Below are 22,612 nucleotides of genomic sequence, written 5' to 3' on the forward strand. Positions count from 1 at the left end.
AAAAGCGCCGCGTTTGCGGTGCAATTTGTTACTGGTAATTGACGGTGACGTTGAAGGAGCCGGAATAGCTGCCTGTGGCCTGCAGGTTGCCGACGGTCAGCGTGGCGCCGACATTGATCTGCTGCGTGCCGCCGCCGCCCAGCACGCCGGTGACGGCGGGGCTGCTGACAAAGCTGTTCAGCGCCATGCTGCCGCTGGCACCGTCGGTGAGGAAGACGGTGCCGTCCGCTGGCAGCGTGATGACGAACACCGCGCTGGCCGTGCCGGTGATGGTGAACTGGGCGGCACTGGCCGTGCCGCCCTGATTGACGAGGATGACGCTGCCCGCCTTCAGGCGTGCGCCACCGGGGCTCACGCTGACCGTGCCGCCGCCGCCGGCCGTGAATGCGCCGAAGGACAGGGCGCCGTTGTTGACCAGGGTCTGCCCAGGCGCGGCGGCGCTGGCGATCAGCAGCAGCGCAGCCAGGGCGCAATGACGGGTCAGCCCGCGCATGGCCTCAGTTGAAGGCGACGGTGATGACGAGAGGGCCCTCGCCATCGCCGCCTTCCCCTGCAGGCAACGCGGCGGCCACGGACACGGCGGCAGCCGGGCCACGGGCCAGCAGCGCCGCGCTGGCCGCGGGGACGATGTCCACGCCAAAGGCCTGCCGGGACTCCACCGCGCTGCCGACCCACAGGGGCAGGGCGCGCAGGATGGCCGGCGTGGTCGCACCGGCCACGCGTGTTACCAGGTCACCCGTGGCGGGGCCGGCGGGGGCGTCCCGCGCAAGCAGGAGATCCTGCACGCTCACGGGCACGCCCAGCCAGGCCCTGACTGCGACAGGCACGATGACGGCTGCGCTGGCCTGGGCCGTGGCACTGGCGGCCAGGGCTGGCGCTTGTGGCAACAGGGTGCACCACAGTGCGGTGGCGGCGCAAAGGCCGTGAATGCGGAAGGCGGTCGTCATGGCCGCAAGGAGGATAGACCTCAGTTGTAGGCGACGGTCACCTTGACGACGCCCGTGTAGGTACCCGCGGCCTGGGCGGCGCCAACCGTCAGCTTGCCGCCGACAAAGATGTAGGCCGCGCCGGCAGCCAGCGTGCCCGTGGTGGCGTCGGTGGTTTCGTCGGTCTTGCCGGTTGCCGTCGCGGTCGCGACGGCCTCGGTGATCCAGTCGACGGCCATCGTGTTTGCGCTTGCGTCGGTCAGCACCGTGTCGCTGCCGGTGTAGTCGATGGAGAAGGTGTTGGTGCCGGCACCGGTGACGTCAAAGCGCGCGGCGGCTGGGGCGACGCCAGTGGGCAGGACGGCCGTGCCGGACTTGGTGCGGGTGCCGTCGGTGGCCAAGGTCACGACGCCGTTGCCGGCGACCAGATTGCCAAACACGAGGTCGGCTGACTTGGTCACTGCGATGGGCTGCAGCACGACGGCGGTGGCGCTGGCGGTCGCGTTGTCGGCGGCCCGCACGCCGCGCATGCCCGCGGCTCCCAGCAGCACCAGGGCGCTCAAGGCCAGCAGGCTTTGCGGACGAACGGATCTTTTCAACGATGTTGTCATGGGGCGCTCCTCGGCTCCTGGATGTGCCGACCCACGAATGCTGCGGGCCCGCTCCACAGGCTTATCGGCCGATGAAGCCCGGGCTTGACCGGCATTTCGTTGCCCCGCTCACCAGCTCGGCCCCAGCAGCAGGTAGGCCGCCGTCTCACCGCCCCGCGTCGTGCCGAGCGCCAGGTAGAACGGCCCGAAACGCGTGTCCACGCTGAGAAAACCGCTGGCGGCCTGCTTCCAGCCGCTGCTGGGTATGTTGGACAGCTTGAGGCCCGCGCCGGCGCCGATGGCACCCGTCTCCAGCGAGAAACCGATGCGCACCGCGCCGCCGAGGCCGACGGGCATCTCGCCGATGCGCCGCGCCATGACGACGCGCAGCAGGGCCATGTTTTCGCCCACCAGCGACGCATCGGGCGTGCCCGACAGGCGCAGATAGCCCCCGAGGGAGCGCGCCTGGCCGCGTTCGGCGTGGGCGAACTCGCCGTAGAGCTGGCCGGCCCACTCGCCGAGGCGAAAGGCCGACAAGCCGATCAGCGAGGCGTTGATGACGCTGGCCTCGCCGCGCGGCTGCAGCCATTCGATGCGCGCCGTCGTCCACTGGCCGCGGCTGGGGAAGGCGAGGGAGTCCAGCGAGTCGGTGTGCAGTTCCAGGTATTGCTGGCCATAGCTCTGCGAGCGGCGACTGCCCTCGGGGACGACGGGCAGCACCACCTCGTCACTGGCACGCAGGCGGCCGACGCCAAGCCGCAGGTCGCCCAGGCCGGCGATGCGATGGCCGAGTTCCAGCTGCGCGCTGGTCAGACTGCTGGACAGGCGCAGCGCGCGCTGGCCCTGGTCGAAGACATCGTTGCTGCCGGCCGTGTAGGCGAGCTTGGCGCTGGCGAACCAGCGCGAGCCCGGGCCGAGTGGCTGGTAGAACTCGGTGTTGAGGCCGCGCGAGGAGCCGATGCGGGCGACCGAGCGCAGCTCCGCGCCCCAGGGGTTGAGCCAGTTGGCGACGTGCATGGCCACCAGCGAATAACTGTTGGCGTCGGCGAAGTTGCTGTACAGCTCCAGGCCGAAGCGCACGCGGCTGGCGGCCCAGTCGGCTTCGGTGAGCTTGAACTCGACGCTGCGCCGTCCGTCGCGGTCGTCGATCTCGGTCTCGATGCGCTCGAAGTCGCCGGTGCCGTCCAGCCGCTCGACGGCCCGGGTCAGGTCGGCGCGGCCTACGGTGTCGCCCGGCTGCAGGGCCAGTTCGGCCCGCAGCGCCTCGGCGTTGACCCGCTGAGCGCCGGTGATCTTCAGCTCGGCCAGCGGCAGGGCGCTCAATGCGGACTCGGGCGGGCCGAGGCGGCGGGCCTGCAGGGTCGCATGGGCGGCAGGCGCGGCCAGTGCCGCCAGCCGCTCGCCGGCGGCCAGGGCCGCGCGCCGGCCGGTGGCCATGGCCTCGTCGGCGCGGTAGAAGTCCATGAAGCCCATGCCGGGCAGGTCGGGGTCGATGACGATGTCCTGCGGCTGCAGTTCGCGCAGCGAGCGCTGCACGTTCTGCTCGGTCAGGATCTGCAGCATCTGGTTGGCCACCATGACGGCGCTGCTGATCTCGCGGTCTTCGAGCAGCGGCGTGCCGACGTTGACGGCGATGACGATGTCGGCGCCAAGCTGGCGGGCCAGGTCGACCGGTAGGTTGCGCACCAGGCCGCCGTCCACCAGCGGCCGACCGTTGACGCGCAGCGGCGCGAACACGCCCGGCACGGCCATGGAGGCACGCAAGGCTTCAAACAGCGGCGTGTCGGCCTGGTCCAGCATCGCGCCGGAGAGCAGATCGGTCGCGACCGCGCGAAACGGGATGGGCAGCTTGCGCAGCGGGTCGTCGGCGCGCGTGGCCGGAATCAGCGAGGACAGCGTCGCCTCCAACTGGCCGTTGGCGGCCGCGCCGCCGGGCAGCATGGCGCCCCGCTGCGGCGTGAAGCCGAACTCGATGCGCGAGGGCAGGCGTTCGTCGTCCTCGCGGCGGCGGATGGACAGGCGCTCGCGCGCCGGCCGGTCGGCCAGGATGGCGTTCCAGTTCGCACTCTTCACCAAGACCTCGAGCTCATCCAGGCTGCGGCCCGAGGCATAGGCGCCGCCGACCACCGCACCCATGCTGGTGCCGACGATGAGGTCCACCGGCACCTGCATCTCTTCCAGCACGCGCAGCACGCCGATATGGGCCAGGCCGCGGGCGCCGCCGCCGGACAGCACGAGGCCGATCTTGGGGCGCTGAGCGGGAGAGGGTTCGGCGGCCAGCACGGAGCCGGCGATCAGGCAGCAAAGAAGGAGCAGGCGTTTCATGGCGGCCCGCACCATAGCAGCGTCAGCGCAGGCCGAACTCCGCGAGCTCGCCTTGGCGGCGCAGCTTCTGGATGGCCTGGTGCAGCTTGTCCACCGGCTCCTGCGGCGTACCAAGGTGGCAGGCCACATAGGCTTCCACGCGGCGCAGTGTCAGGACGTTCTTGACAGGCGCACCGCCCTCGGCGCGGATCACGGGTTCTGCAGCGAGTTCGTTGGCGAACCAGAAGTCAACTCGCCGCGCCTGCAGCATGCGCAGGGCCGACACGGAGTTGCTGGCCTCCTGGGCGGCGATGCCCTGCTCGCGCAGTGATGCGGCGGGAGTGGACTCGCGCTGCACGACAACGCCGCGGCCGCGCAGGTCCTGCAGGCCGTGCGGGACCTGGGTCTCATCGGCGCGGGCATAGATGACCAGGGCGCCACTGGCCAGCGGACCTGCCCAGTGAAAGGCGGCCTCGCGCTCGGGTGTGCGGGACAGGCCCACCGCACAACTGCCGGGCGTGCTGCTGGCGGTCGCCAGTGCGCGCGGGATGGGCATGGCCAGAATGCCGAGCTGCAGGCCGCTGGCCCGGCCGAGCTTGGCGAGCAGCTCGGCGCCGGGGCCGCTGACGGTGCCATCAGCGGCCACGTCGAACAGGCCGGGGTTGGGAAAGACCAGCAGCTGGAGCTGCTGCGCCTGGGCCGTGCCGCAGAGCAGCGCAAGCAACACAAGCAGATGCCGCATGCTGAATCTCATTCCCCTCCCTTAGATGAAACTGCCCCTCGTCTGATCGCGCCTCGCTGAACGCGGGCGCGCCCAGCCGGTCCCCCGCGGGGACGGCGATGCTCGCGGCATTGAGCCGCGAGCACATCGCCAGCCGGGCCAGCTTGGGAGCGGCCCGGCGCTCGGCCCGAAATACCCAGCTACGTCGCTGCGAATCGTCCGAGGCGCGCGCAGGGTAGCGCGTGGCCGCGCCCCTGTCTCCCCGACAATGCCCTCATGACCATCCCGAACGCCTTAACCTCCTTGCGCATCGGCGAAGGCTGGGACACGCACCAGCTCGTCACCAGCCGCCCGCTGATCCTGGGCGGCATCACCGTCCCGCACACGCATGGCCTGCTCGGGCATTCGGATGCCGACGCGCTGGCGCATGCCGTCACCGACGCCCTGCTCGGCGCCGCGGCGCTGGGGGACATCGGCGGGCTCTTCCCCGACACGGCCGTCGAGTTCAAGGGCGCTGACTCGATGGTGCTGCTGGCCGAGGCTTACCGACGTGTTCGCGAGGCGGGCTGGCAGCTCGTCAATCTGGACACGACCATCATTGCCCAGGCACCCAAGATGGCGCCGCACATCCCGGCCATGCGCGCGCGGCTTGCCGAGGTGCTGGGCGTGGACATCGGCCAGATCAATGTGAAGGCCAAGACGGCCGAGAAGATGGGGCCGGTGGGCGAGGGGCGGGCGATCGAGGCGCGCGCCGTGTGCCTGCTCGCGGTGGGCTGATTCAGTCCACGCCGACGGCACCGATACAGCAGGCCCCGGAGTCTGGGCGCGCTAGATTGGTTCAGGCCGCCTGCAGCTTCAGCACCGTGATCAGGCCGCCACCCTGCGCATTGCTGATGGACAGCGTGCCGCCCAGGCGCTGCACTGATTTCTCGACGATGGCCAAACCGAGACCGGCACCGCTGGCAGCGGTGCGGGCAGCGTCGCCGCGGTAGAAGGGCACGGTGAGGCGCTGCAGGCGGTCGGGCGGCACGCCGGGGCCATGGTCACGCACGCGCAGCTCCACCCACGAGCCCTGGCGTGCCGCGCTCACGTCCACGCGCGCCGGCTCGCCTTCCGCATGGCCATAGCGGCGCGCGTTCTCGAACAGGTTGAGCAGCACGCGGCCCAGCTCGGTGTCGTCGACGAAGACCTTGAGGGCCTCGCTGACCTGCACGCGGAAACGGATCTGGTCGGGATCGCGGAAGCCCTGCACCTCGCGCTCGACGACATCCGTCAGCCGCGTCTCGCGCAGCTGCGTCTCGTTGGGCCGCGCGTAGTCCATGAACTTGCTGATGATGGCGTCGAGCTGGTCGATGTCCTGGGCCATGAAGTGACGCGCCTGCTCGTCATTGACGCTCATCTCGGTTTCCAGCCGCAACCGCGCCAGCGGCGTGCGCAGGTCATGCGAAATGCCGGCCAGCATGACGGCACGGTCCTCCTCCAGCTTGGCCAGTTCGCGCGCCATGCGGTTGAAGCCCATGTTGACCTCGCGGATCTCGCTGGTCATCGTGTTCTCGTCCAGGCGCGAGTCGTACTCACCATCCCGGATGCGGCCGGCGGCTTCCGCCAGCTCGCGCAGCGGCTGGTTGATGAGGCGGGCGATCAGCGCCGAGCCGACGACGGTGGCCAGCAGCGCGATGACCACCCACCACCAGTTGCTGGCCAGGGAGATGGACAGCGGCGTTGCGCTGGTGCGCAGCCAGAAGGCGTCCTCGCCGACGACATACCGCACCCACAGGCCTGACACATCGTTGACGTTGCGCGCGACGACCGTATCCGGCCCGAGCGTGTTGCGCAGTTCGGCGGCGAGCTGCTTGGCGAAGGGGCTGGTGTCATAGGGGAGCCAGCGGTCGCTGGTCTCAGCCACGCGCACCTGCACCGTGTCGCCACGCGACATCGAGCTGATGACGGCCACGCGGTTGATCGGGTCGGTGTGCTCCAGCGCGATGCGGCTGAGCTTGACGAGGCCAGCCAACTGCTCGGCAGACTCCAGCGCGCGCGGCTGGGCCTCCAGCAGCTTGAAGGTGTACTGCCAGGCCAGCACCGCACCGGCCAGCAGCAGGGCCAGCCAGGCGAAGGTGCGCCAGAAGAGGTTGAGCGCGAGATGCGGACGGGCCATGAAAGACATTCAGATGCAACCACAGAGGCACAGAGACACGGAGAAAGTCAGCTTGAGGGCTGTTCTCAGTGCCTCAGTGTCTCTGTGGTTGCATTTAGTTGGATGGCCTCAGCTGTTCTCGTCTGGGACGAACACGTAGCCCACGCCCCACACGGTCTGGATATAGCGCGGCTGGGCCGGGTCGGCCTCCAGCATCTTGCGCAGCCGCGAGATCTGCACGTCCAGGCTGCGATCGAACGGCTCGAACTCGCGGCCGCGAGCCAACTGGGCCAGCTTGTCGCGCGAGAGCGGCTGGCGCGGGTGGCGCACCAGCGTCTTGAGCATGGAGAACTCGCCGGTCGTCAGCGGCAGTTGCTCGCCATTCTTGGTCAGGCGGCGCAGGGCCAGGTCGAATTCGAAAGGCCCGAAGGTGACCGTCATCGGCTCCTTGCTCGGGGCGCCCGGGGCCTCCGGTGGCGGGCGGCGGCGCAGCACGGCATTGATGCGTGCCAGCAATTCGCGCGGGTTGAATGGCTTGGCCAGGTAGTCGTCGGCACCCACCTCCAGGCCGACGATGCGGTCCACGTCCTCGACCTTGGCCGTCAGCATGATGATGGGCGTCTGGTCGTTGGCGGCACGCAGGCGGCGGCAGATGGTCAGGCCGTCTTCGCCAGGCAGCATCAGGTCCAGCACGATGAGATCCACCGTCTCGCGGGTGAGCTGCTTGTTCAGCGCCCGGCTGTCTTCGGCGAGCAGTACTTCGAAGCCTTCTTGGGTCAGATAGCGCCGGAGCAGATCGCGGATGCGGGCGTCGTCATCGACGACGAGGATTCGGTTGGGACGGGGTGTCGCGCTGCTGTTCATCGCGTTTCCTGAATTTGTAACAGCGGCATTGTGAGCAGGTTTTGAAACCCTGCTTTGTAGGACATCACGCACAGGTTACAGCTCGTTGCCAACTACCCCGGCTAAGCTGGGCTTTCCCTCCTTGCAAAGAGATTTCCCCATGCGCGCTGTCCTCGTCCTCACCAGCCTTGCATTGACCCTGTCTGCCCATGCAGCCACGGAGGGGCCGCCGCGCGAGCGGCTGAGCCTGTCGGCCAGCGCCAGCGCCGAGGTGACGCGTGATGTGCTGGGCATTGCCTTCTCGACGACACGCGAAGGTGCCGACGCCGCGGGCGTGCAGACGGCGTTGAAACAGGCCCTGGACGCTGCCTTGGCCGAAGCGCGCAAGGTGGCCAAGCCGGGTCAGGTCGATGTGCAGACGGGCGGCTTTTCGCTCTACCCGCGCCACGACCCCAAGACCGGCAAGCTCAGCGGCTGGCAAGGCAGCGCCGAGCTGCTGGTCGAGGGGCGGGATGCATCGGCCATCGCTCAGCTGACGGCGCGCATCAACACACTGAGCATCGCCCGCGTCGGCTACAGCCTGTCGCGCGAGGCGCGCGAGAAGGCCGAGGCCGATATCACCGCCCAGGCGATTGCGCGCTACCGCGCCAGGGCGGCGGACTACGCCAGGCAGTTCGGCTATGGAAGCTATGTCGTCGGTGAAGTCAGCATCAACAGCGACGAAGCCGGGCCGCGCCCGATGATGGGCGTGATGCGCATGAAGGCCGAGGCCGCCGACATGGCCCTGCCGACCGAAGCCGGCAAGGCGACCGTGACGGTGAATGTCAGCGGTTCAGTGCAGCTGACGAAATGATCAAACGGCCGTCCAGCCGCCGTCCATCGCCCAGGCCTGGCCACGCACGTTGATGGCGGCGTCCGAACACAGGAACACGGTCAGGGCGCCGAGCTCGTCTGGCGTCGTGAACTGCAGCGAGGGCTGCTTCTCGGCCAGCAGGCGGCGCTTGGCTTCGTCGTTGCTCACGCCGTCCTTTGCGGCCAGCGCGTCGACCTGCTTCTGCACCAGCGGCGTCAGCACCCAGCCGGGGCAGATGGCGTTGACGGTGACCGGCGATGTCGCCGTCTCCAGCGCGATGCTCTTGGTGAAACCGACCAGGCCGTGCTTGGCGGCCACATAGGCCGACTTCTGTGCCGATGCCACCAGGCCGTGGGCCGAGGCCACATTGATGATGCGGCCCCAGTTCTTCTTCAGCATGCCGGGCAGGGCCAGGCGGGTGGTGTGGAAGGCGGAGGAGAGGTTGATCGCGATGATGGCGTCCCACTTCTCTACGGGGAAGTCCTGCACCGGCGCTACATGCTGGATGCCGGCGTTGTTGACGAGGATGTCGATGCCGCCGAACTCGGCGTCGGCGTAGGCCACCATGGCGGCGATGTCTGCCGGCTTGCTCATGTCGGCGCCGTGATAGCCCACCTTGACGCCCAGCGCGGCCACCTCGGCCTTGGGGCCTTCGACGTCGCCGAAGCCGTTCAGGATCAGGTTGGCGCCTTCGCGCGCCAGTGCGAGGGCCACGCCCAGGCCGATGCCGCTGGTGGAGCCCGTGACGAGGGCGGTCTTGCCTTTCAACATGATGGGAATCCTCTTGGGTTGCTAGGATGACTCGAAAGGATTGCATCATGACCCAGCCTCAACTGCGCTTCGTCAATTGCCTGGACAGCACCGGCCTGCACCGGATGGCTTACTGGGAGTGGGCCGGCCCGAGCGCCGACGCGCCGGTGCTGGTCTGCGTGCATGGCCTGTCAAGGCAGGGGCGTGACTTCGATGCCCTGGCTCGCGCCATGGGCGACCGTTACCGCGTCATCAGCCCCGATGTCGTCGGCCGCGGCCGCTCCGACTGGCTGCGCCAGCCCGCTGGCTATCAAATTCCGGGTTATGTCTCCGACATGGTGGCGCTGTTGGCGCGGCTGGACGTGGAGCAGGTCGACTGGGTCGGCACCTCCATGGGCGGCTTGATCGGCCTGGGCCTGGCTTCGCTGCCGCGGCCCGACGGGGTGGCGAGCCCGATCCGCCGCCTGGTGCTCAACGACGTCGGCCCGGCCATCCGCATCGAGGCCCTGCAACGCATCGGCAGCTATCTCGGCAAGGCGATGCGTTTCAAATCGCTGGAAGAGGGCGCCGCCTATCTGCGCAGCATCTCGGAGGGCTTTGGCCCGCACACCGACGAGGAATGGCTGGCCTTGTCCGAGCCGCTGTTCCGCCAGGAGGGCGGCGAGTGGAGATCGCACTACGACCCGGCCATCGCGCTGCCCTTCGCGGCCGTGACGCCCGAGCTTGTGGCTGCGGGCGAGGCCGCGCTCTGGGCCGCCTATGACCAGCTGCGCTGCCCGACGCTCTTGATCCGCGGCGCCGAGTCCGACCTGCTCAGTGCCGAGACGGCGCGCGCCATGACGCAACGCGGCCCGAGCGCCCGCCTGGTCGAGTTGCCCGGCATCGGCCATGCGCCCACCTTGATTCACGCCAACCAGATCGCCGTCGTGAGGGATTTCCTCAGTTCATGAAGACCGGCTTGATGCCCGAGGGCGCCACGACGGCGCCCATCGTCGCGCTGCTGGATGCGGGCGCCGAACATTCCAATGCCGAGGTCGTTCGTGCCCGCGCCGTTGCCGAGCCGCTACTGGCCGGCGAGTTGCTGGACACCGGCGAGAACGCGCTGTCTCACGCCGACGGCGTAGCGGCCATCCTGCGCGCCGTGGGCAGCGCACAGGAGCTGCAGGCCGCGGCCTATCTCGTCTATGCCGCTGACTTCCTCAGCAAGCCCGAGGAGGTGGTTGCCAAGGCTTTCGGCGACAGCTATGCCAGCCTGGTCACGCACACGCGCCGCCTCGTGCAGCTGCAGCGCACCACGCGCGACGCCAGATTGCCGGCCGACAGGAAGCACGACCTGCGCGCCGAGCAGACCGAGCGCGTGCGCAAGATGCTGCTGGCCTTCTCGCGCGACCTGCGCGTCGTGCTGTTGCGCCTGGCTTCACGGCTGCAGACGCTGCGTTGGTACGCGGCCAGCAAGCAGCCTTGCCCGCAGGAATTGGCGGCCGAATCGCAGGCGGTGTTCGCGCCGCTGGCCAATCGCCTGGGCATCTGGCAGATCAAGTGGGAGCTGGAGGACCTGGCATTCCGCTTCCTGCAGCCACAGGCTTACAAGGCCCTGGCCAGCGCGCTGCATGAGACCCGCGTCGAACGCGAGCAGCGCGTCGAGGCCGCGCGAGCGACGCTGCAGGCCGACCTCTACGGCCAGGGCATCGCGGCCGAGGTGCAGGGCCGGCCCAAGCACCTCTACAGCATCCACAAGAAAATGCAGGGCAAGGACCTGTCGCTGGACCGCGTCTTCGACTTGCGCGCGCTGCGCGTCATCGTCGCCAGCGTGGCCGACTGCTATGCCGCGCTGGCCCGGCTGCACGAGGTCTATACGCCAGTGCCAGGCGAATTCGATGACTACATCGCCAAGCCCAAGCCCAACGGCTACCAGTCCCTGCACACCGTCGTGCTCGGGCCCGATGGCCGGGCGATGGAAGTGCAGATCCGCACGCGCGAGATGCATGAGCATGCCGAGCATGGCATTGCCGCCCACTGGGCCTACAAGGAGGCCGGTGCCCGGGGCTATGCGGGTGTCAGCGCGGCTGGTGAGTTCGAGGAGCAGGTGGCCCGAGCCCGCAAGGCCGTGCTCAACCAGCTGCTCGCCTGGGAGCGCGACACCGTGCAGGGCGCCGAGGGCGGCCCGGTGTTTGACGACCGCATCTATGTCTTCACACCGCAGGCCACCATCGTTGAGCTGGCGGCGGGTGCGACGCCGGTGGATTTCGCCTATGCGGTGCACACCGACCTCGGCCACCGCTGCCGCGGCGCACGCATCGACGGCCAGATGCTGCCGTTGAACACGCCGCTGCAAAGCGGCCAGACGGTCGAGATCATCGCGACCAAGGAAGGCGGCCCGTCGCTGGACTGGCTCAACCCCGAGCTCGGCTATCTGCAGAGCCCACGCTCGCGCGCCAAGGTGCGTGCCTGGTTCAACGCGTTGCAGCAGGCGCAGACGATTGCCAAGGGCCGCGACCTGGTCGAGAAGCTGCTGCAGCGCGAAGGCAAGACGGCGCTCAAGCTCGACGAGTTGGCGGCGCGCCTGGGCTTCAAAGGTGCGGACGCGCTGTTCGAGGTCGTCGGCAAGGACGAGTACTCGCTGCGCAACATCGAGCTGCTGCTGCGCCCGCCCGAGCCGGTGGTGGATGAGAACGAGCTGCTCGCACAGCGGCACACGCGCAGCGCCAGCAGCAACCGTGGCGGCGTGCTGGTGGTCGGCATCGACTCGCTGCTGACGACGCTGTCGCGCTGCTGCCGGCCCGCGCCGCCCGACGCCATCTCCGGCTTCGTCACGCGCGGCAAGGGCGTGGCCATCCACCGCAGCGACTGCAGCAACCTGGCCGAGATGAAGCGTCGCTCGCCCGAGCGCGTCATCGCGGTGGCGTGGGGCGGTGGTGAAACGGTTGGCAAGGGTGCGCCCGTCTATCCGGTGGACGTGCTCGTCGAGGCCGGCGACCGCCAGGGCCTGCTGCGCGACGTGCTGGAGGTATTCGCCAAGGAGAAGATGAATGTGGTTGCGGTGAACACGCTGTCGATGAAGCCCGGCGCCGTCAAACCCCGCGCGGGCGGCGGCGACACGGCCTGGATGAGCTTCACGCTGGAACTGTCTGATGCATCCAGGTTGGCCAAGGTGCTGCGCGACCTTTGCGCCATCTCTGGCGTGCGCTCGGCACGCCGCAAGTGAGCATGGACGAGGGCCTCAAAAACCTGCTATAGTGCGCAGCTCTTCAGGCGCGTAGCTCAGTTGGTTAGAGCACCACCTTGACATGGTGGGGGTCGTTGGTTCGAATCCAATCGCGCCTACCAAATATGAAGACCGATCCGGTGGATCAGTCTGATGAAGACCGATCCGCTGGATCAGTCTGACGGTAGGTTAAGAAGCCCGGTAACTCACAGAGTTGCCGGGCTTTTTGCTGTTGTCTTGGCTTGTGAGCCCCAGGTAAACCCGTTCCGGTTCAGCAGGATCGTCTGCCTAGAATTTGCTGCACTGCACAGGAGATTTCCGCATGGCGACTGCCCGCAAGAAAGCGGCATCCGAGCAAGCCCAGTCCGGCGACACCAAGCCAGGGCTGCGCATCCTCAAGAAATACCCCAACCGGCGCCTCTATGACACCCAGACCAGCAGCTACATCACGTTGGCCGACGTCAAGCGGATGGTGCTGGAAGGTGTCGAGTTTGAGGTGCATGACGCCAAGACCCAGGAAGACCTGACGCGTTCCATCCTGCTGCAGATCATCCTGGAGGAGGAGACCGGCGGCGTGCCGATGTTCTCCACCAGCTCGCTGGCCCAGATCATCCGCTTCTACGGCCACGCCATGCAGGGCGTCATGGGCGGCCTGCTGGAGCGGCAGATGCAGGCCTTCACCGACCTGCAGTCGCGCTTCACGGAGCAGACGCCCGGCGGCATGCCCTTCACCCCCGAGGCCTGGACGGGCCTGATGGGCGGCTATGCCGAGCAGTCCAAGACGCTGATGAACCAGTGGCAGGAGCAGCTCAAGCAGGCGGGAGTGATGTTCCCGTTCACGCCCAAGAAATAGGCTCCAGCTTCGGTCCCTCCCGCCCGCGTAACCGGGGTGAGGACGAGTAAGCGCACCTTGACCTCGCCGTTGCCGTCCGCAACTGTGTTCGTTCCGATATCGAGGAGCGAGCATGATCGAGAAACAGCCCCAGCGGCGCATCCACGTCCCGCCGGGTCATCAGCTGAGGCGGACTGGAACCGAGTCGGTCCAGCGCGATGGCGTGGACACCCGGATCTCCTACTTCGAGGTGGTCGATCCCAAGGGGGACCGGGTCGGCAGCTATGCCGTTCGAGAAGTCCAGTCGACAAATCCGTCGTTTGAGGCTTCCGTCACGGTCGAGGTGATCGAATAGCTGATGTCGTTGCAGTGAAGTTCGGTTGTTTCGTGCACAGGCGCGACAACCGAAAAGCCGGGCCTGCGTCACATCGCCGAAAATACGGCGATGAATGAACAGATCACCCCCGCCGCTGTCCCGAAGATTGGCTTTGTCAGCCTGGGCTGCCCGAAAGCCCTGACCGACTCCGAGCTCATCCTCACCCAACTGCGCGCCGAGGGCTACGAAACCTCCAAGACCTTTGCCGGCGCCGATCTTGTGATCGTCAACACCTGCGGCTTCATCGATGACGCCGTCAAGGAAAGCCTGGACACCATCGGCGAGGCCCTGGCCAAGAACGGCAAGGTCATCGTGACCGGCTGCCTGGGCGCCAAGGCCGGCGCTGGCAGCAGCGATGCCGGCAGCCTGGTGCGCGAGATCCACCCCAGCGTGCTGGCCGTCACCGGCCCACATGCGACGCAGGAAGTCATGGACGCGGTGCACACCCATGTGCCCAAGCCGCATGACCCCTTCGTCGACCTGGTGCCCAGCTACGGCGTCAAGCTGACGCCCAAGCACTACGCCTACTTGAAGATCAGCGAGGGCTGCAACCACCGCTGTTCCTTCTGCATCATCCCGAGCATGCGCGGCGACCTGGTGTCCCGCCCGATCGGCGATGTGCTGAACGAGGCCCGCGCGCTGTTCGAGAGCGGCGTCAAGGAGCTGCTCGTCATCAGCCAGGACACCTCGGCCTACGGCGTGGACGTGAAGTACCGCATGGGCTTCTGGGACGGCAAACCGGTCAAGACGCGCATGCTGGACCTGGTCGCCCAGCTCGGCGAGATCGCCAAGCCCTATGGCGCCTGGGTGCGCCTGCATTACGTCTACCCCTATCCGCACGTCGATGCCGTGCTGCCGATGATGGCCGAAGGTCTGGTGCTGCCCTATCTGGACGTGCCGTTCCAGCATTCCCACCCCGATGTGCTCAAGCGCATGAAGCGCCCGGCCAACGGCGAGAAGAACATGGAGCGCATCCTGCGCTGGCGCGAGAGCTGCCCGGAGCTGGTCATCCGCTCGACCTTCATTGCTGGCTTCCCCGGAGAGACCGAGGCCGAGTTCCAGCATCTGCTGGACTTCATGCAGGAGGCGAAGATCGACCGCGCGGGTTGTTTCGCCTATTCCCCCGTCGACGGCGCCAGCGCCAACGACATCCCCGGTGCGCTGCCCAAAGAGGTGCGTGAGGAGCGCCGTGCGCGCTTCATGGCCGTGGCCGAACAGGTCTCGGCCGCCAAGCTGCAAAGCCGTGTTGGCCAGACGCTGCAGGTGCTCGTCGACTCCGCGCCGGCCCTGGGCCGCAAGGGTGGCGTGGGCCGTTCCTATGCCGATGCGCCCGAGATCGACGGCACCGTCAAGATCCTGCCGCCTGAGAAGGCCAGCAAGACGATGAAGGTGGGCGACTTCGTGCGCGCCCGCGTCGTGGCGGCCGATGGCCATGACTTGGTGGCGAGCCTGGTCTGATGAGCAAGAAGGCACCCAGCACTCAGCTCATTCACCACCCCTACCGCGCTCCCGACGGCTGGGATGCGGTGCCCGTGCCGGTGGCCAAGGCGTCCACCGTGCTGTTCAAGAACACGGCTGACTTGCACAAGCCTCGCCTGCGCGACGGCCTGTGCTACCGCTACGGCCTGCATGGCACGCCGACAAGCTACACGCTGGCCGCGCGCATCGCGACGCTGGAGCATGCCGAGCACTGCCTGCTGGTGCCCAGCGGCCTGGCGGCCGTGACGCTGCCGTCGCTGGCCGTGCTGCGGCCCGGCGATGAGGTGCTGGTGCCGGACAACGTCTATGGCCAGAACCGCTACCTGACCGAGTCGTGGCTGCCGCAATGGGGCGTCACGCACCGCTTCTACGACCCGCTGACGGTGCCGGCGCTGCGTGACAACACCAAGCTGGTCTGGCTCGAGGCGGCGGGCTCGATCACGCTGGAGTTCCCCGACCTGCTCGGCACCTTGTCCGCCTGCCGCGCGCGCGGCATCACGACGGCGCTGGACAACACCTGGGGTGCGGGCCTGGCCTTCAATGGCTTCGAGCCTGCACCCCAGACCCACCCGGGCCTGGGTGCCGACATCGTCATGCAGGCGCTGACCAAATACGCCAGTGGCGGTGCGGACGTGCTGATGGGCTCGGTCTGCACGCGCGACCGCAAGCTGCATGACCGGCTCAACCATGCTCACGAGCACCTGGGCTATGGCCTGGGACAGAACGACGTCGAGCTGGTGCTGCGCAGTTTGCCGACCATGCCGCTGCGCTACGCGGCCCAGGACCAGGCGACCCGTGAACTGGCGAGCTGGATGGCTGGGCGGCCCGAAGTGGCGCAGGTCTTCCACCCGGCACTGCCGGCCTCGCCGGGGCACCAGCATTGGCTCGCCGTCGGCGGCAAAGGCGCAGCCTGCCTGTTCTCGGCTGTCTTCAAGCCCGCGTACAGCGCTGCGCAGGTAGATGCCTTTGTCGACGCGCTGCAGCTTTTCGGCATCGGCTACTCCTGGGCCGGCCCGATGAGCCTGGCCGTGCCCTACGACATGAGCCGCAGCCGCAACTTGCCGCTGCCCTTTAGCGGCGGTACGTTGGTTCGCTTTGCGATTGGCTTGGAAGACGCTGCCGACCTGAAGGCCGACATCGAGCAGGCCTTGTCAGCCCTTCGCTGACACCTTGTGCCTCATCAATTGCCCCTTTTGGCGAAAGAGCCATCGAGCCGCTGGGGCGCCTCGTCAGTCCTTGCGGCCTGTTGATGCGTGACGCATCAATTGGCCCTTTTCGCGCTCCCAGTCCCGCTTCTTCTCCGTCTCGCGCTTGTCATGCTGGGCCTTGCCCTTGGCCAGCGCGATGTCGGCCTTCACGCGGCCACCCTTGTAGTGCAGGTTCAGCGGCACGAGGGTGAAGCCGCGCTGCTCGATCTTGCCGATCAGCCGCTTGATCTCGGCCTTGTGCATCAACAGCTTCTTGGTGCGGTCGGCTTCGGGCGTCACATGGGTTGACGCGCTGCGCAGTGCATTGATGCGGCAGCCGATCAGGAACAGCTCGCCGTTCTTGATCATCACGTAGCCATCGGTCAGCTGGACCTGGCCTGCGCGAATGGCTTTGATCTCCCAGCCGGACAGCACGACGCCTGCCTCGAACTGTTCTTCGATGTGGTAGTCGTAGCGGGCGCGGCGGTTCTCGGCGATGGACATGAGGTCGCAAATGGGGGCGAAGCCCCTCAATACAATTTGTGGATTCTATGAAGCAGGTCAAAAAGTCCGTTCTGCTCTGGTACACGCCCCGCGAGATGTACGACCTCGTGACCCAGGTGGAGCGCTATCCCGAGTTTCTGCCCTGGTGCAACAAGGTCGAGGTGCTGGCGCGTGAAGGCGACACCGTCACGGCCCGCCTGCACCTGGCGTACGCCGGCGTGCGCCACGCCTTCACCACGCGCAACCACAACGAGGACGGCCGCAGCGTGCGCATGGAGCTGGTCGACGGCCCCTTCTCGCATCTGGACGGACTGTGGCAGTTCCAGCCCTTGAACAAGCCCGGCGGGGATGGCGAAGCCACGGCCTGCAAGATCGCCTTCGAGCTCAGCTATGCCTTCAGCAGCGGCGCGCTGGAGGCTGTCGTCAGCCCGGTGTTCGATCGCATCGCCAACACCTTCGTCGACAGCTTCGTGCAGCGTGCCGAGAGCCAGTATGGTCCGCGTTGAGCTGGTGTGGAGCCCGCGGGCGGGTGACGTTCAGCACCGCTGGCTGGAGGTGGAGGAGGGCGCCACCGTCGACACCGCCTTGCGCGCTTGCGTCGATTTCATGGCCGCCCAGAGCCTGCCTCTCGATCAATTGCACATCGGCATCTGGGGCCGCGCGCGGCCGCTGACAACGCCGCTCCGCGAGCGTGATCGCATCGAGGTCTACCGCCCGCTGACCGTCGACCCCAAGGAAGCCCGGCGTCTGCGCTACGCCAAGCGTGGCGAACGCATCGTGTCGCGACATCGGCCCAAACACGCAGGCTGAGGCAATGGCGGCCCGTGCCGGGGCCAGTGGGTCACTTGCACTCGCTGGTGATGACGTCGCGCGCGCGGCTGACCTCGGCGGCGATCTGGGCTTCGTCCATGAAGACGCGTTCGCCCTTCTCGTTGGTGCGGGTCAGGCGCTGACCGCCCTGCAAGTCGCGCAGATTGGCCTGGGCACGGGTGCAGTTTTCGCGGCGCTGCGCGGCGACGCGGCGTTCCTCTTCCTTTTGCTTGGCAGCATCGCCTTCCTGGTCCTTCTTCTGGCGTGCAGCGGCCTCCTGCTCGGCCTTGGTCGGCGCGCTGGCGGCCGGCCTGGGCGCGGAAGCAGCACTGGCCTGCGCGCTGGGCGGCGCGACGATGATGGTCGGCCGGGCTGTTGCGGGGCGCAGCAGGATGTCCTTTTCGGGCGTGCCGGCCGGGGGCGGCAGGTCGCTGTACTGCACATTGCCCTTGGCGTCGCGCCACTTCCATTGGGCCTGGGCGGCGCCGGCCGCAGCGAAGCAGAGCAGGACGAGAAGAGCTTGGCGAAAGGCTTTGCGAGGCATGCGGCCAGTTTAGGGCCTGTTGCCGCCGAGGCAACGACCCCTGCGTGACCTCCGTATAATGCCGCTTTGCGTCTGGAGCTTTCCTCATGCGCCTTCTCGGCAAAGCGCTCACCTTCGACGATGTTCTGTTGGTGCCAGCGTTCTCCCAGGTGTTGCCCCGTGACACCAGCCTTGCGACCCGCCTGTCGCGCAACATTCCTCTGAACCTGCCGCTGGTGTCCGCCGCCATGGACACCGTGACCGAAGCTCGCCTGGCGATCGCGATCGCGCAGGAAGGTGGCATCGGCATCGTGCACAAGAACCTCAGCGCCGAAGCGCAGGCGCGCGAAGTCGCCCGGGTCAAGCGCTACGAGAGCGGCGTCGTCCGCGAGCCTCTCACCATCGGCCCGAACGCCACGGTCCGCGAGGCGATGGAGCTGACCCGCCAGCACGGCTTCTCGGGTTTCCCGGTCGTCGAGGGCAAGCGCGTCATCGGCATCGTCACCGGCCGCGACCTGCGCTTCGAGACCCGCATGGACGCCCGCGTCAGCGAGATCATGACGCCGGCCGAGAAGCTCGTCACCGTCAAGGACGGCGCGTCCACCGACGAGGCCAAGGCGCTGATGCACAAGCACAAGCTGGAGCGCGTCGTTGTCGTCAACGACGCCTTCGAGCTGCGCGGCCTGATGACCACCAAGGACATCACCAAGCAGACCAGCTTCCCCAACGCCGCGCGCGATGCCCAGGGCAAGCTGCGTGTCGGCGCGGCGGTCGGCTTCGGCGACGACACCGAGCAACGCGTCGAACTGCTGGTGCGTGCCGGCGTCGATGCCCTGATCGTCGACACGGCCCACGGCCACAGCGCCGGTGTGCTGGAGCGGGTGCGCTGGGTCAAGAGCAACTATCCAAACGTCGACGTCATCGGCGGCAACATCGCCACCGGCGCCGCAGCGCTGGCGCTGGTGGAAGCCGGCGCCGACGGCGTCAAGGTCGGCATCGGCCCCGGCTCCATCTGCACGACCCGCATCGTCGCCGGTGTCGGCGTGCCGCAGATCACCGCCATCGACAACGTCGTCACGGCGCTCAAGGGCACCGGCGTGCCGGTCATCGCCGATGGCGGCGTGCGCTACTCCGGCGACCTGGCCAAGGCCATCGCGGCGGGCGCCGACTGCGTGATGATGGGCGGTGCCTTCGCTGGCACCGAGGAGGCACCGGGCGAGGTCATCCTCTACCAGGGCCGCACCTTCAAGAGCTACCGCGGCATGGGCTCGATGGGCGCGATGGCCAAGGGCAGTGCGGATCGCTACTTCCAGGACACGTCGGCCAACAACCCCAACACATCCAAGCTCGTGCCGGAAGGCATCGAGGGCCAGGTGCCCTACAAGGGCTCGGTCGTGCAGGTCATCTTCCAGATGGCCGGTGGCCTGAAGGCGTCGATGCATTACTGCGGCTGCGGCTCGATTGCCGACATGCAGGACAAGGCCGAATTCGTCGAGATCACGACGGCGGGCATGCGCGAAAGCCATGTCCACGACGTGCAGATCACGAAGGAAGCGCCGAACTACCGCAGCGAATGAGCTGATGACAGTGAAACGGGGCGATGCCAATCGCCCCGTTTCGCTTTTCAGGAAGACGATGAGTTCCTCCACGCAACGCACCCCGGCCATGGGCTTCATCATGGCCGCCGTGCTGATCGACATGATCTCCATCGGGCTGATGGTGCCGGTCCTGCCGCATATCGTCGGCACCTTCACCCACAGCAACGACGAGCAGACCTCGGCCTTCCTGATGGTGACCATGGCCTTCGGCGTGGCCAACTTCATCGGCTCGCCCGTCCTGGGCTCGCTGTCCGATCGTTTTGGCCGCCGGCCGGTGCTGCTGATCGGCTTCGCGGGCTTGGCGCTGAGCTTTTTCGTGACCGCCGTGGCCACCGCGCTGTGGATGCTCGTTGCCGTGCGCCTGTTCTCGGGCGCCATGCAGGCCAATATCGCCATCGCCAATGCCTATGTGGCCGACATCACGCCGGCCGAAGACCGGGCGCGCCGTTTCGGCCAACTTGGCGCGATGTTCGGCGTCGGTTTCATCCTCGGCCCCGTCATCGGTGGCTGGCTGGGCCATTACGACGTGCACTGGCCCTTCCTCGCCGCCGGCTGCATGGCTGTGCTGAACTGGTGCTACGGCTTCTTCGTGCTGCCCGAGTCCCTGCCCGTTGACAGGCGCACGGGCTTCAACTGGAAGAAGGCCAACCCAGTGTCATCCCTGCGCGGCCTAGCGGCGCTCAAGGGCGTCGGCTCGCTGGTCGTCGTGATCGCACTGGCGTCGCTGGCGCAGTTCATGTTGCACATGACCTGGGTGCTCTACACCAAGTTCAAGTTCGGCTGGGGGCCGCTCGAGGTGAGCTGGTCGCTGTTCGCGGTGGGCATCGTGTCGGTGTTGAGCCAGGGCGTGCTGCTCAAACCGCTGCTGGCGCGCTTCAGCCCCCGGCGGTTGGCACTCATCGGCATGGGCTCTGCATCGCTGGCCTACCTCGGCTTCGGCCTCGCGACCGAGGGCTGGATGATGTATGCCGTCATCGCCTTCAACCTGCTCGGCGGCGTTGCGACCGCGGCGGTGCAGAGCATCATTTCCAATGCGGCGGGGCCGACCCGGCAGGGCCAGGCCATGGGCGCCGTGTCGTCGCTGAACAGCCTGATGGCCGTCATCGCGCCCATCGTCGGCCTGACCCTGCTGGGCTGGGTGTCGCACCGCCCGGCCACCGACCCGCTGATGGGCCTGCCGTTCTACACCTGCGCCGCCCTGCAACTGATCGGCCTGATCGTCGCCTACCGCTTCTTCCACGGCCAGCGCACCGCTTTGCAAACTGCCTGAGTTCACCATGCAACACGACAAAGTCCTCATCCTCGACTTCGGCTCCCAGGTCACCCAGCTCATCGCTCGCCGCGTGCGCGAAGCGGCCGTGTATTGCGAGATTCACCCGAACGACGTGTCCGACGACTTCATCAAGTCGTTCGCGCCCAAGGCCATCATCCTCAGCGGCAGCCACGCCTCCACCTACGAAGACCACGAGCTGCGCGCGCCGCAGGCGGTGTGGGACGCGGGCGTGCCGGTGCTGGGCATCTGCTACGGCATGTTCACGATGACGGTCCAACTCGGCGGCGAAGTCGAAGCCGCCGATCACCGCGAGTTCGGCTATGCCGAGGTGCGCGCCCATGGCCACACCAAGCTGCTGGAAGGCATCCAGGACTTCGAGACGCCGGAGAAGCACGGCATGCTCAAGGTCTGGATGAGCCACGGCGACAAGGTCACCGTGATGCCGCCGGGCTTCAAGCTGATGGCGTCCACGCCCAGCTGCCCGATCGCCGGCATGGCCAATGAGGAGAAGCGCTACTACGCCGTTCAGTTCCACCCCGAGGTCACGCACACCGTGCAGGGCGATGCGCTGCTGCGCCGCTTCGTGCGCGACATCGCCGGCTGCAAAGGCGACTGGCAGATGGGCAGCTACATCGACGAGGCGGTGGCGAAGATCCGCGAGCAGGTCGGCGATGAGGAAGTCATCCTCGGTCTGTCCGGCGGTGTCGACTCGTCGGTGGCCGCCGCGCTGATCCACCGTGCCATTGGCGACCAGCTCACCTGCGTCTTCGTCGACCATGGCCTGCTGCGCCTGAACGAAGGCCAGATGGTCATGGACATGTTCGCCGGCCGCCTGCACGCCAAGGTCGTGCACGTGGACGCCAGCGAAGCCTTCCTCGGCAAGCTGGCCGGCGTGACCGACCCCGAGAAGAAGCGCAAGATCATCGGCGCCGAGTTCGTCGAGGTCTTCCAGGCCGAGGCCAAGAAGCTAAAGAACGCCAAGTGGCTGGCGCAGGGCACCATCTATCCTGACGTCGTCGAGAGCGGCGGCACCAAGACCAAGAAGGCCACGACGATCAAGAGCCACCACAACGTCGGCGGCCTGCCCGAGACGCTGGGCCTGAAGCTGCTGGAGCCGCTGCGCGAGCTGTTCAAGGACGAGGTGCGGGCGCTGGGCGTGGCGCTGGGCCTGCCGCCGGACATGGTCTACCGCCACCCCTTCCCGGGCCCGGGCCTGGGCGTGCGCATCCTGGGCGAGGTCAGGAAGGATTTCGCCGACCTGCTGCGCCGCGCCGATGCCATCTTCATCGAGGAGCTGCGCAACACCATCGACCCGGCCACGGGCAAGAGCTGGTACGCGCTGACCAGCCAGGCCTTCGCCGTCTTCCTGCCGGTCAAGAGCGTGGGCGTCATGGGCGACGGCCGCACCTATGACTACGTCGTGGCCCTGCGCGCCGTGCAGACCAGCGACTTCATGACCGCCGACTGGGCCGAGCTGCCCTATGCGCTGCTCAAGCGCACCAGCGGCCGCATCATCAACGAGGTGCGCGGCATCAACCGCGTGACCTACGACGTCAGCTCCAAGCCGCCCGCGACGATCGAGTGGGAATGATTCAAGGTCGTGCTGAGGCGTGATTCCGCTGCGCGCTCTTGGGCCGAACTGACAGCTGGCGCGCGCGCGACTTGGTAGTCATCCGGCAAGGTGAGCTGCTCAGGCCAACC

Annotated in this window: 23 protein-coding genes and 1 tRNA gene; 14 read left to right on the forward strand and 10 right to left on the reverse strand. The window is 67.5% G+C overall.

Annotation, left to right across the window (positions count from 1 at the left end; genetic code table 11):
• Nucleotides 1-28 precede the first annotated feature (28 nt).
• From ASC95_RS03475 to ASC95_RS03495, 5 genes are all read right to left on the reverse strand, one after another.
• The gene (locus ASC95_RS03475) at nt 29-493 is read right to left on the reverse strand and encodes a DUF4402 domain-containing protein (RefSeq protein WP_057296366.1); all 465 of its coding nucleotides are present in this window, start codon (nt 491-493) and stop codon (nt 29-31) included.
• Between the two features lie 4 nt (nt 494-497).
• Nucleotides 498-947, reverse strand: a complete 450-nt coding sequence (locus ASC95_RS03480) for a hypothetical protein (protein ID WP_057296367.1) — start codon at nt 945-947, stop codon at nt 498-500.
• A gap of 20 nt (nt 948-967) precedes the next feature.
• Complete coding sequence (locus ASC95_RS03485; protein WP_082567453.1) at nt 968-1,537, reverse strand: DUF4402 domain-containing protein; 570 nt, start codon at nt 1,535-1,537, stop codon at nt 968-970.
• A gap of 108 nt (nt 1,538-1,645) precedes the next feature.
• The gene (locus ASC95_RS03490) at nt 1,646-3,841 is read right to left on the reverse strand and encodes a patatin-like phospholipase family protein (RefSeq protein WP_082567550.1); all 2,196 of its coding nucleotides are present in this window, start codon (nt 3,839-3,841) and stop codon (nt 1,646-1,648) included.
• 22 nt (nt 3,842-3,863) lie between these two features.
• Nucleotides 3,864-4,562: an ABC transporter substrate-binding protein gene (locus tag ASC95_RS03495; protein WP_057296370.1), complete on the reverse strand. Its 699-nt coding sequence runs from the start codon at nt 4,560-4,562 to the stop codon at nt 3,864-3,866.
• A 255-nt stretch (nt 4,563-4,817) separates the two neighbouring features.
• On the opposite strand from ASC95_RS03495, the gene ispF reads away from it, so the two are divergent.
• Nucleotides 4,818-5,318: a 2-C-methyl-D-erythritol 2,4-cyclodiphosphate synthase gene (gene ispF / locus ASC95_RS03500; RefSeq protein WP_057296371.1), complete on the forward strand. Its 501-nt coding sequence runs from the start codon at nt 4,818-4,820 to the stop codon at nt 5,316-5,318.
• A 61-nt stretch (nt 5,319-5,379) separates the two neighbouring features.
• Here ispF and ASC95_RS03505 read toward each other — a convergent pair whose 3' ends face one another.
• Both ASC95_RS03505 and ompR read right to left on the reverse strand, forming a co-directional pair.
• Nucleotides 5,380-6,699, reverse strand: coding sequence for an ATP-binding protein (locus tag ASC95_RS03505; protein WP_057296372.1), 1,320 nt, complete (start codon nt 6,697-6,699; stop codon nt 5,380-5,382).
• A 108-nt stretch (nt 6,700-6,807) separates the two neighbouring features.
• Nucleotides 6,808-7,542 (reverse strand): two-component system response regulator OmpR, encoded by a 735-nt coding sequence (ompR, locus tag ASC95_RS03510; protein WP_057296373.1) that lies wholly within the window; start codon nt 7,540-7,542, stop codon nt 6,808-6,810.
• A 139-nt stretch (nt 7,543-7,681) separates the two neighbouring features.
• On the opposite strand from ompR, the gene ASC95_RS03515 reads away from it, so the two are divergent.
• Nucleotides 7,682-8,374 carry an SIMPL domain-containing protein gene (locus ASC95_RS03515; protein ID WP_057296374.1) on the forward strand — a complete coding sequence of 231 codons (693 nt, stop codon included), beginning with the start codon at nt 7,682-7,684 and terminating at the stop codon, nt 8,372-8,374.
• Here ASC95_RS03515 and ASC95_RS03520 read toward each other — a convergent pair whose 3' ends face one another.
• Nucleotides 8,375-9,145 carry a 3-hydroxybutyrate dehydrogenase gene (locus ASC95_RS03520; RefSeq protein WP_057296375.1) on the reverse strand — a complete coding sequence of 257 codons (771 nt, stop codon included), beginning with the start codon at nt 9,143-9,145 and terminating at the stop codon, nt 8,375-8,377.
• Nucleotides 9,146-9,192: 47 nt separating this feature from the next.
• Here ASC95_RS03520 and ASC95_RS03525 point away from each other — a divergent pair, with 47 nt between their 5' ends.
• The 7 genes from ASC95_RS03525 (at nt 9,193) to ASC95_RS03555 (ending at nt 16,182) form a co-directional block, all read left to right on the forward strand.
• Nucleotides 9,193-10,074, forward strand: a complete 882-nt coding sequence (locus ASC95_RS03525) for an alpha/beta fold hydrolase (RefSeq protein ID WP_057296376.1) — start codon at nt 9,193-9,195, stop codon at nt 10,072-10,074.
• Nucleotides 10,071-12,329, forward strand: coding sequence for a bifunctional (p)ppGpp synthetase/guanosine-3',5'-bis(diphosphate) 3'-pyrophosphohydrolase (locus tag ASC95_RS03530; protein WP_057296377.1), 2,259 nt, complete (start codon nt 10,071-10,073; stop codon nt 12,327-12,329). The genes ASC95_RS03525 and ASC95_RS03530 overlap by 4 nt, the downstream gene beginning before the upstream one ends.
• A gap of 45 nt (nt 12,330-12,374) precedes the next feature.
• Nucleotides 12,375-12,451, forward strand: a tRNA-Val gene (locus ASC95_RS03535).
• 200 nt (nt 12,452-12,651) lie between these two features.
• Nucleotides 12,652-13,182, forward strand: coding sequence for a polyhydroxyalkanoate synthesis repressor PhaR (gene phaR / locus ASC95_RS03540; protein WP_082532689.1), 531 nt, complete (start codon nt 12,652-12,654; stop codon nt 13,180-13,182).
• Nucleotides 13,183-13,294: 112 nt separating this feature from the next.
• Nucleotides 13,295-13,516, forward strand: coding sequence for a hypothetical protein (locus tag ASC95_RS03545; protein WP_057296378.1), 222 nt, complete (start codon nt 13,295-13,297; stop codon nt 13,514-13,516).
• Nucleotides 13,517-13,606: 90 nt separating this feature from the next.
• Nucleotides 13,607-14,995: a 30S ribosomal protein S12 methylthiotransferase RimO gene (gene rimO / locus ASC95_RS03550; RefSeq protein WP_057296379.1), complete on the forward strand. Its 1,389-nt coding sequence runs from the start codon at nt 13,607-13,609 to the stop codon at nt 14,993-14,995.
• Nucleotides 14,995-16,182, forward strand: a complete 1,188-nt coding sequence (locus ASC95_RS03555; protein ID WP_057296380.1) for a PLP-dependent transferase — start codon at nt 14,995-14,997, stop codon at nt 16,180-16,182. Before rimO ends, ASC95_RS03555 begins: the two co-directional genes overlap by 1 nt.
• Nucleotides 16,183-16,245: 63 nt before the next feature.
• Here the strand turns inward: ASC95_RS03555 and smpB are convergent, their stop codons facing one another.
• The gene (gene smpB / locus ASC95_RS03560) at nt 16,246-16,707 is read right to left on the reverse strand and encodes an SsrA-binding protein SmpB (RefSeq protein WP_057296381.1); all 462 of its coding nucleotides are present in this window, start codon (nt 16,705-16,707) and stop codon (nt 16,246-16,248) included.
• 47 nt (nt 16,708-16,754) lie between these two features.
• Between smpB and ASC95_RS03565 the strand changes: the two genes are divergently transcribed.
• Nucleotides 16,755-17,213: a type II toxin-antitoxin system RatA family toxin gene (locus ASC95_RS03565; RefSeq protein WP_057296382.1), complete on the forward strand. Its 459-nt coding sequence runs from the start codon at nt 16,755-16,757 to the stop codon at nt 17,211-17,213.
• Nucleotides 17,200-17,517, forward strand: coding sequence for an RnfH family protein (locus ASC95_RS03570; protein WP_057296383.1), 318 nt, complete (start codon nt 17,200-17,202; stop codon nt 17,515-17,517). The genes ASC95_RS03565 and ASC95_RS03570 overlap by 14 nt, the downstream gene beginning before the upstream one ends.
• 31 nt (nt 17,518-17,548) lie before the next feature.
• Here the strand turns inward: ASC95_RS03570 and ASC95_RS03575 are convergent, their stop codons facing one another.
• Entirely contained in the window at nt 17,549-18,061 is a 513-nt protein-coding gene (locus tag ASC95_RS03575) for a DUF4124 domain-containing protein (protein WP_057296384.1), read from the reverse strand.
• Between the two features lie 86 nt (nt 18,062-18,147).
• Between ASC95_RS03575 and guaB the strand changes: the two genes are divergently transcribed.
• Genes guaB through guaA form a run of 3 tightly spaced genes read left to right on the forward strand, consistent with a single transcriptional unit; the run spans nt 18,148 to nt 22,502 of the window.
• Nucleotides 18,148-19,617, forward strand: a complete 1,470-nt coding sequence (gene guaB, locus ASC95_RS03580; RefSeq protein WP_057296385.1) for an IMP dehydrogenase — start codon at nt 18,148-18,150, stop codon at nt 19,615-19,617.
• A 58-nt stretch (nt 19,618-19,675) separates the two neighbouring features.
• The gene (locus tag ASC95_RS03585; protein ID WP_057296386.1) at nt 19,676-20,908 is read left to right on the forward strand and encodes a TCR/Tet family MFS transporter; all 1,233 of its coding nucleotides are present in this window, start codon (nt 19,676-19,678) and stop codon (nt 20,906-20,908) included.
• 7 nt (nt 20,909-20,915) lie between these two features.
• Entirely contained in the window at nt 20,916-22,502 is a 1,587-nt protein-coding gene (gene guaA, locus ASC95_RS03590; protein WP_057296387.1) for a glutamine-hydrolyzing GMP synthase, read from the forward strand.
• Nucleotides 22,503-22,612: the final 110 nt, after the last annotated feature.

It is taken from the genome of Pelomonas sp. Root1217, assembly GCF_001425705.1.
Lineage (GTDB): Bacteria > Pseudomonadota > Gammaproteobacteria > Burkholderiales > Burkholderiaceae_C > Pelomonas.

Excerpts from the sequence above, each read along its gene's own strand:
- ASC95_RS03485 (WP_082567453.1), bottom strand. The coding sequence starts at position 1,537 with ATGACAACATCGTTGAAAAGATCCGTTCGTCCGCAAAGCCTGCTGGCC.
- ASC95_RS03545 (WP_057296378.1), top strand. The coding sequence starts at position 13,295 with ATGATCGAGAAACAGCCCCAGCGGCGCATCCACGTCCCGCCGGGTCAT.
- ASC95_RS03475 (WP_057296366.1), bottom strand. The coding sequence starts at position 493 with ATGCGCGGGCTGACCCGTCATTGCGCCCTGGCTGCGCTGCTGCTGATC.
- ASC95_RS03490 (WP_082567550.1), bottom strand. The coding sequence starts at position 3,841 with ATGAAACGCCTGCTCCTTCTTTGCTGCCTGATCGCCGGCTCCGTGCTG.
- ASC95_RS03575 (WP_057296384.1), bottom strand. The coding sequence starts at position 18,061 with ATGCCTCGCAAAGCCTTTCGCCAAGCTCTTCTCGTCCTGCTCTGCTTC.
- ASC95_RS03525 (WP_057296376.1), top strand. The coding sequence starts at position 9,193 with ATGACCCAGCCTCAACTGCGCTTCGTCAATTGCCTGGACAGCACCGGC.
- ASC95_RS03565 (WP_057296382.1), top strand. The coding sequence starts at position 16,755 with ATGAAGCAGGTCAAAAAGTCCGTTCTGCTCTGGTACACGCCCCGCGAG.
- ASC95_RS03520 (WP_057296375.1), bottom strand. The coding sequence starts at position 9,145 with ATGTTGAAAGGCAAGACCGCCCTCGTCACGGGCTCCACCAGCGGCATC.
- ispF (WP_057296371.1), top strand. The coding sequence starts at position 4,818 with ATGACCATCCCGAACGCCTTAACCTCCTTGCGCATCGGCGAAGGCTGG.
- rimO (WP_057296379.1), top strand. The coding sequence starts at position 13,607 with ATGAATGAACAGATCACCCCCGCCGCTGTCCCGAAGATTGGCTTTGTC.
- phaR (WP_082532689.1), top strand. The coding sequence starts at position 12,652 with ATGGCGACTGCCCGCAAGAAAGCGGCATCCGAGCAAGCCCAGTCCGGC.
- ASC95_RS03570 (WP_057296383.1), top strand. The coding sequence starts at position 17,200 with ATGGTCCGCGTTGAGCTGGTGTGGAGCCCGCGGGCGGGTGACGTTCAG.
- ASC95_RS03555 (WP_057296380.1), top strand. The coding sequence starts at position 14,995 with ATGAGCAAGAAGGCACCCAGCACTCAGCTCATTCACCACCCCTACCGC.
- ASC95_RS03480 (WP_057296367.1), bottom strand. The coding sequence starts at position 947 with ATGACGACCGCCTTCCGCATTCACGGCCTTTGCGCCGCCACCGCACTG.
- ASC95_RS03505 (WP_057296372.1), bottom strand. The coding sequence starts at position 6,699 with ATGGCCCGTCCGCATCTCGCGCTCAACCTCTTCTGGCGCACCTTCGCC.
- guaB (WP_057296385.1), top strand. The coding sequence starts at position 18,148 with ATGCGCCTTCTCGGCAAAGCGCTCACCTTCGACGATGTTCTGTTGGTG.
- ASC95_RS03585 (WP_057296386.1), top strand. The coding sequence starts at position 19,676 with ATGAGTTCCTCCACGCAACGCACCCCGGCCATGGGCTTCATCATGGCC.
- ompR (WP_057296373.1), bottom strand. The coding sequence starts at position 7,542 with ATGAACAGCAGCGCGACACCCCGTCCCAACCGAATCCTCGTCGTCGAT.
- smpB (WP_057296381.1), bottom strand. The coding sequence starts at position 16,707 with ATGTCCATCGCCGAGAACCGCCGCGCCCGCTACGACTACCACATCGAA.
- ASC95_RS03495 (WP_057296370.1), bottom strand. The coding sequence starts at position 4,562 with ATGCGGCATCTGCTTGTGTTGCTTGCGCTGCTCTGCGGCACGGCCCAG.
- ASC95_RS03515 (WP_057296374.1), top strand. The coding sequence starts at position 7,682 with ATGCGCGCTGTCCTCGTCCTCACCAGCCTTGCATTGACCCTGTCTGCC.
- guaA (WP_057296387.1), top strand. The coding sequence starts at position 20,916 with ATGCAACACGACAAAGTCCTCATCCTCGACTTCGGCTCCCAGGTCACC.
- ASC95_RS03530 (WP_057296377.1), top strand. The coding sequence starts at position 10,071 with ATGAAGACCGGCTTGATGCCCGAGGGCGCCACGACGGCGCCCATCGTC.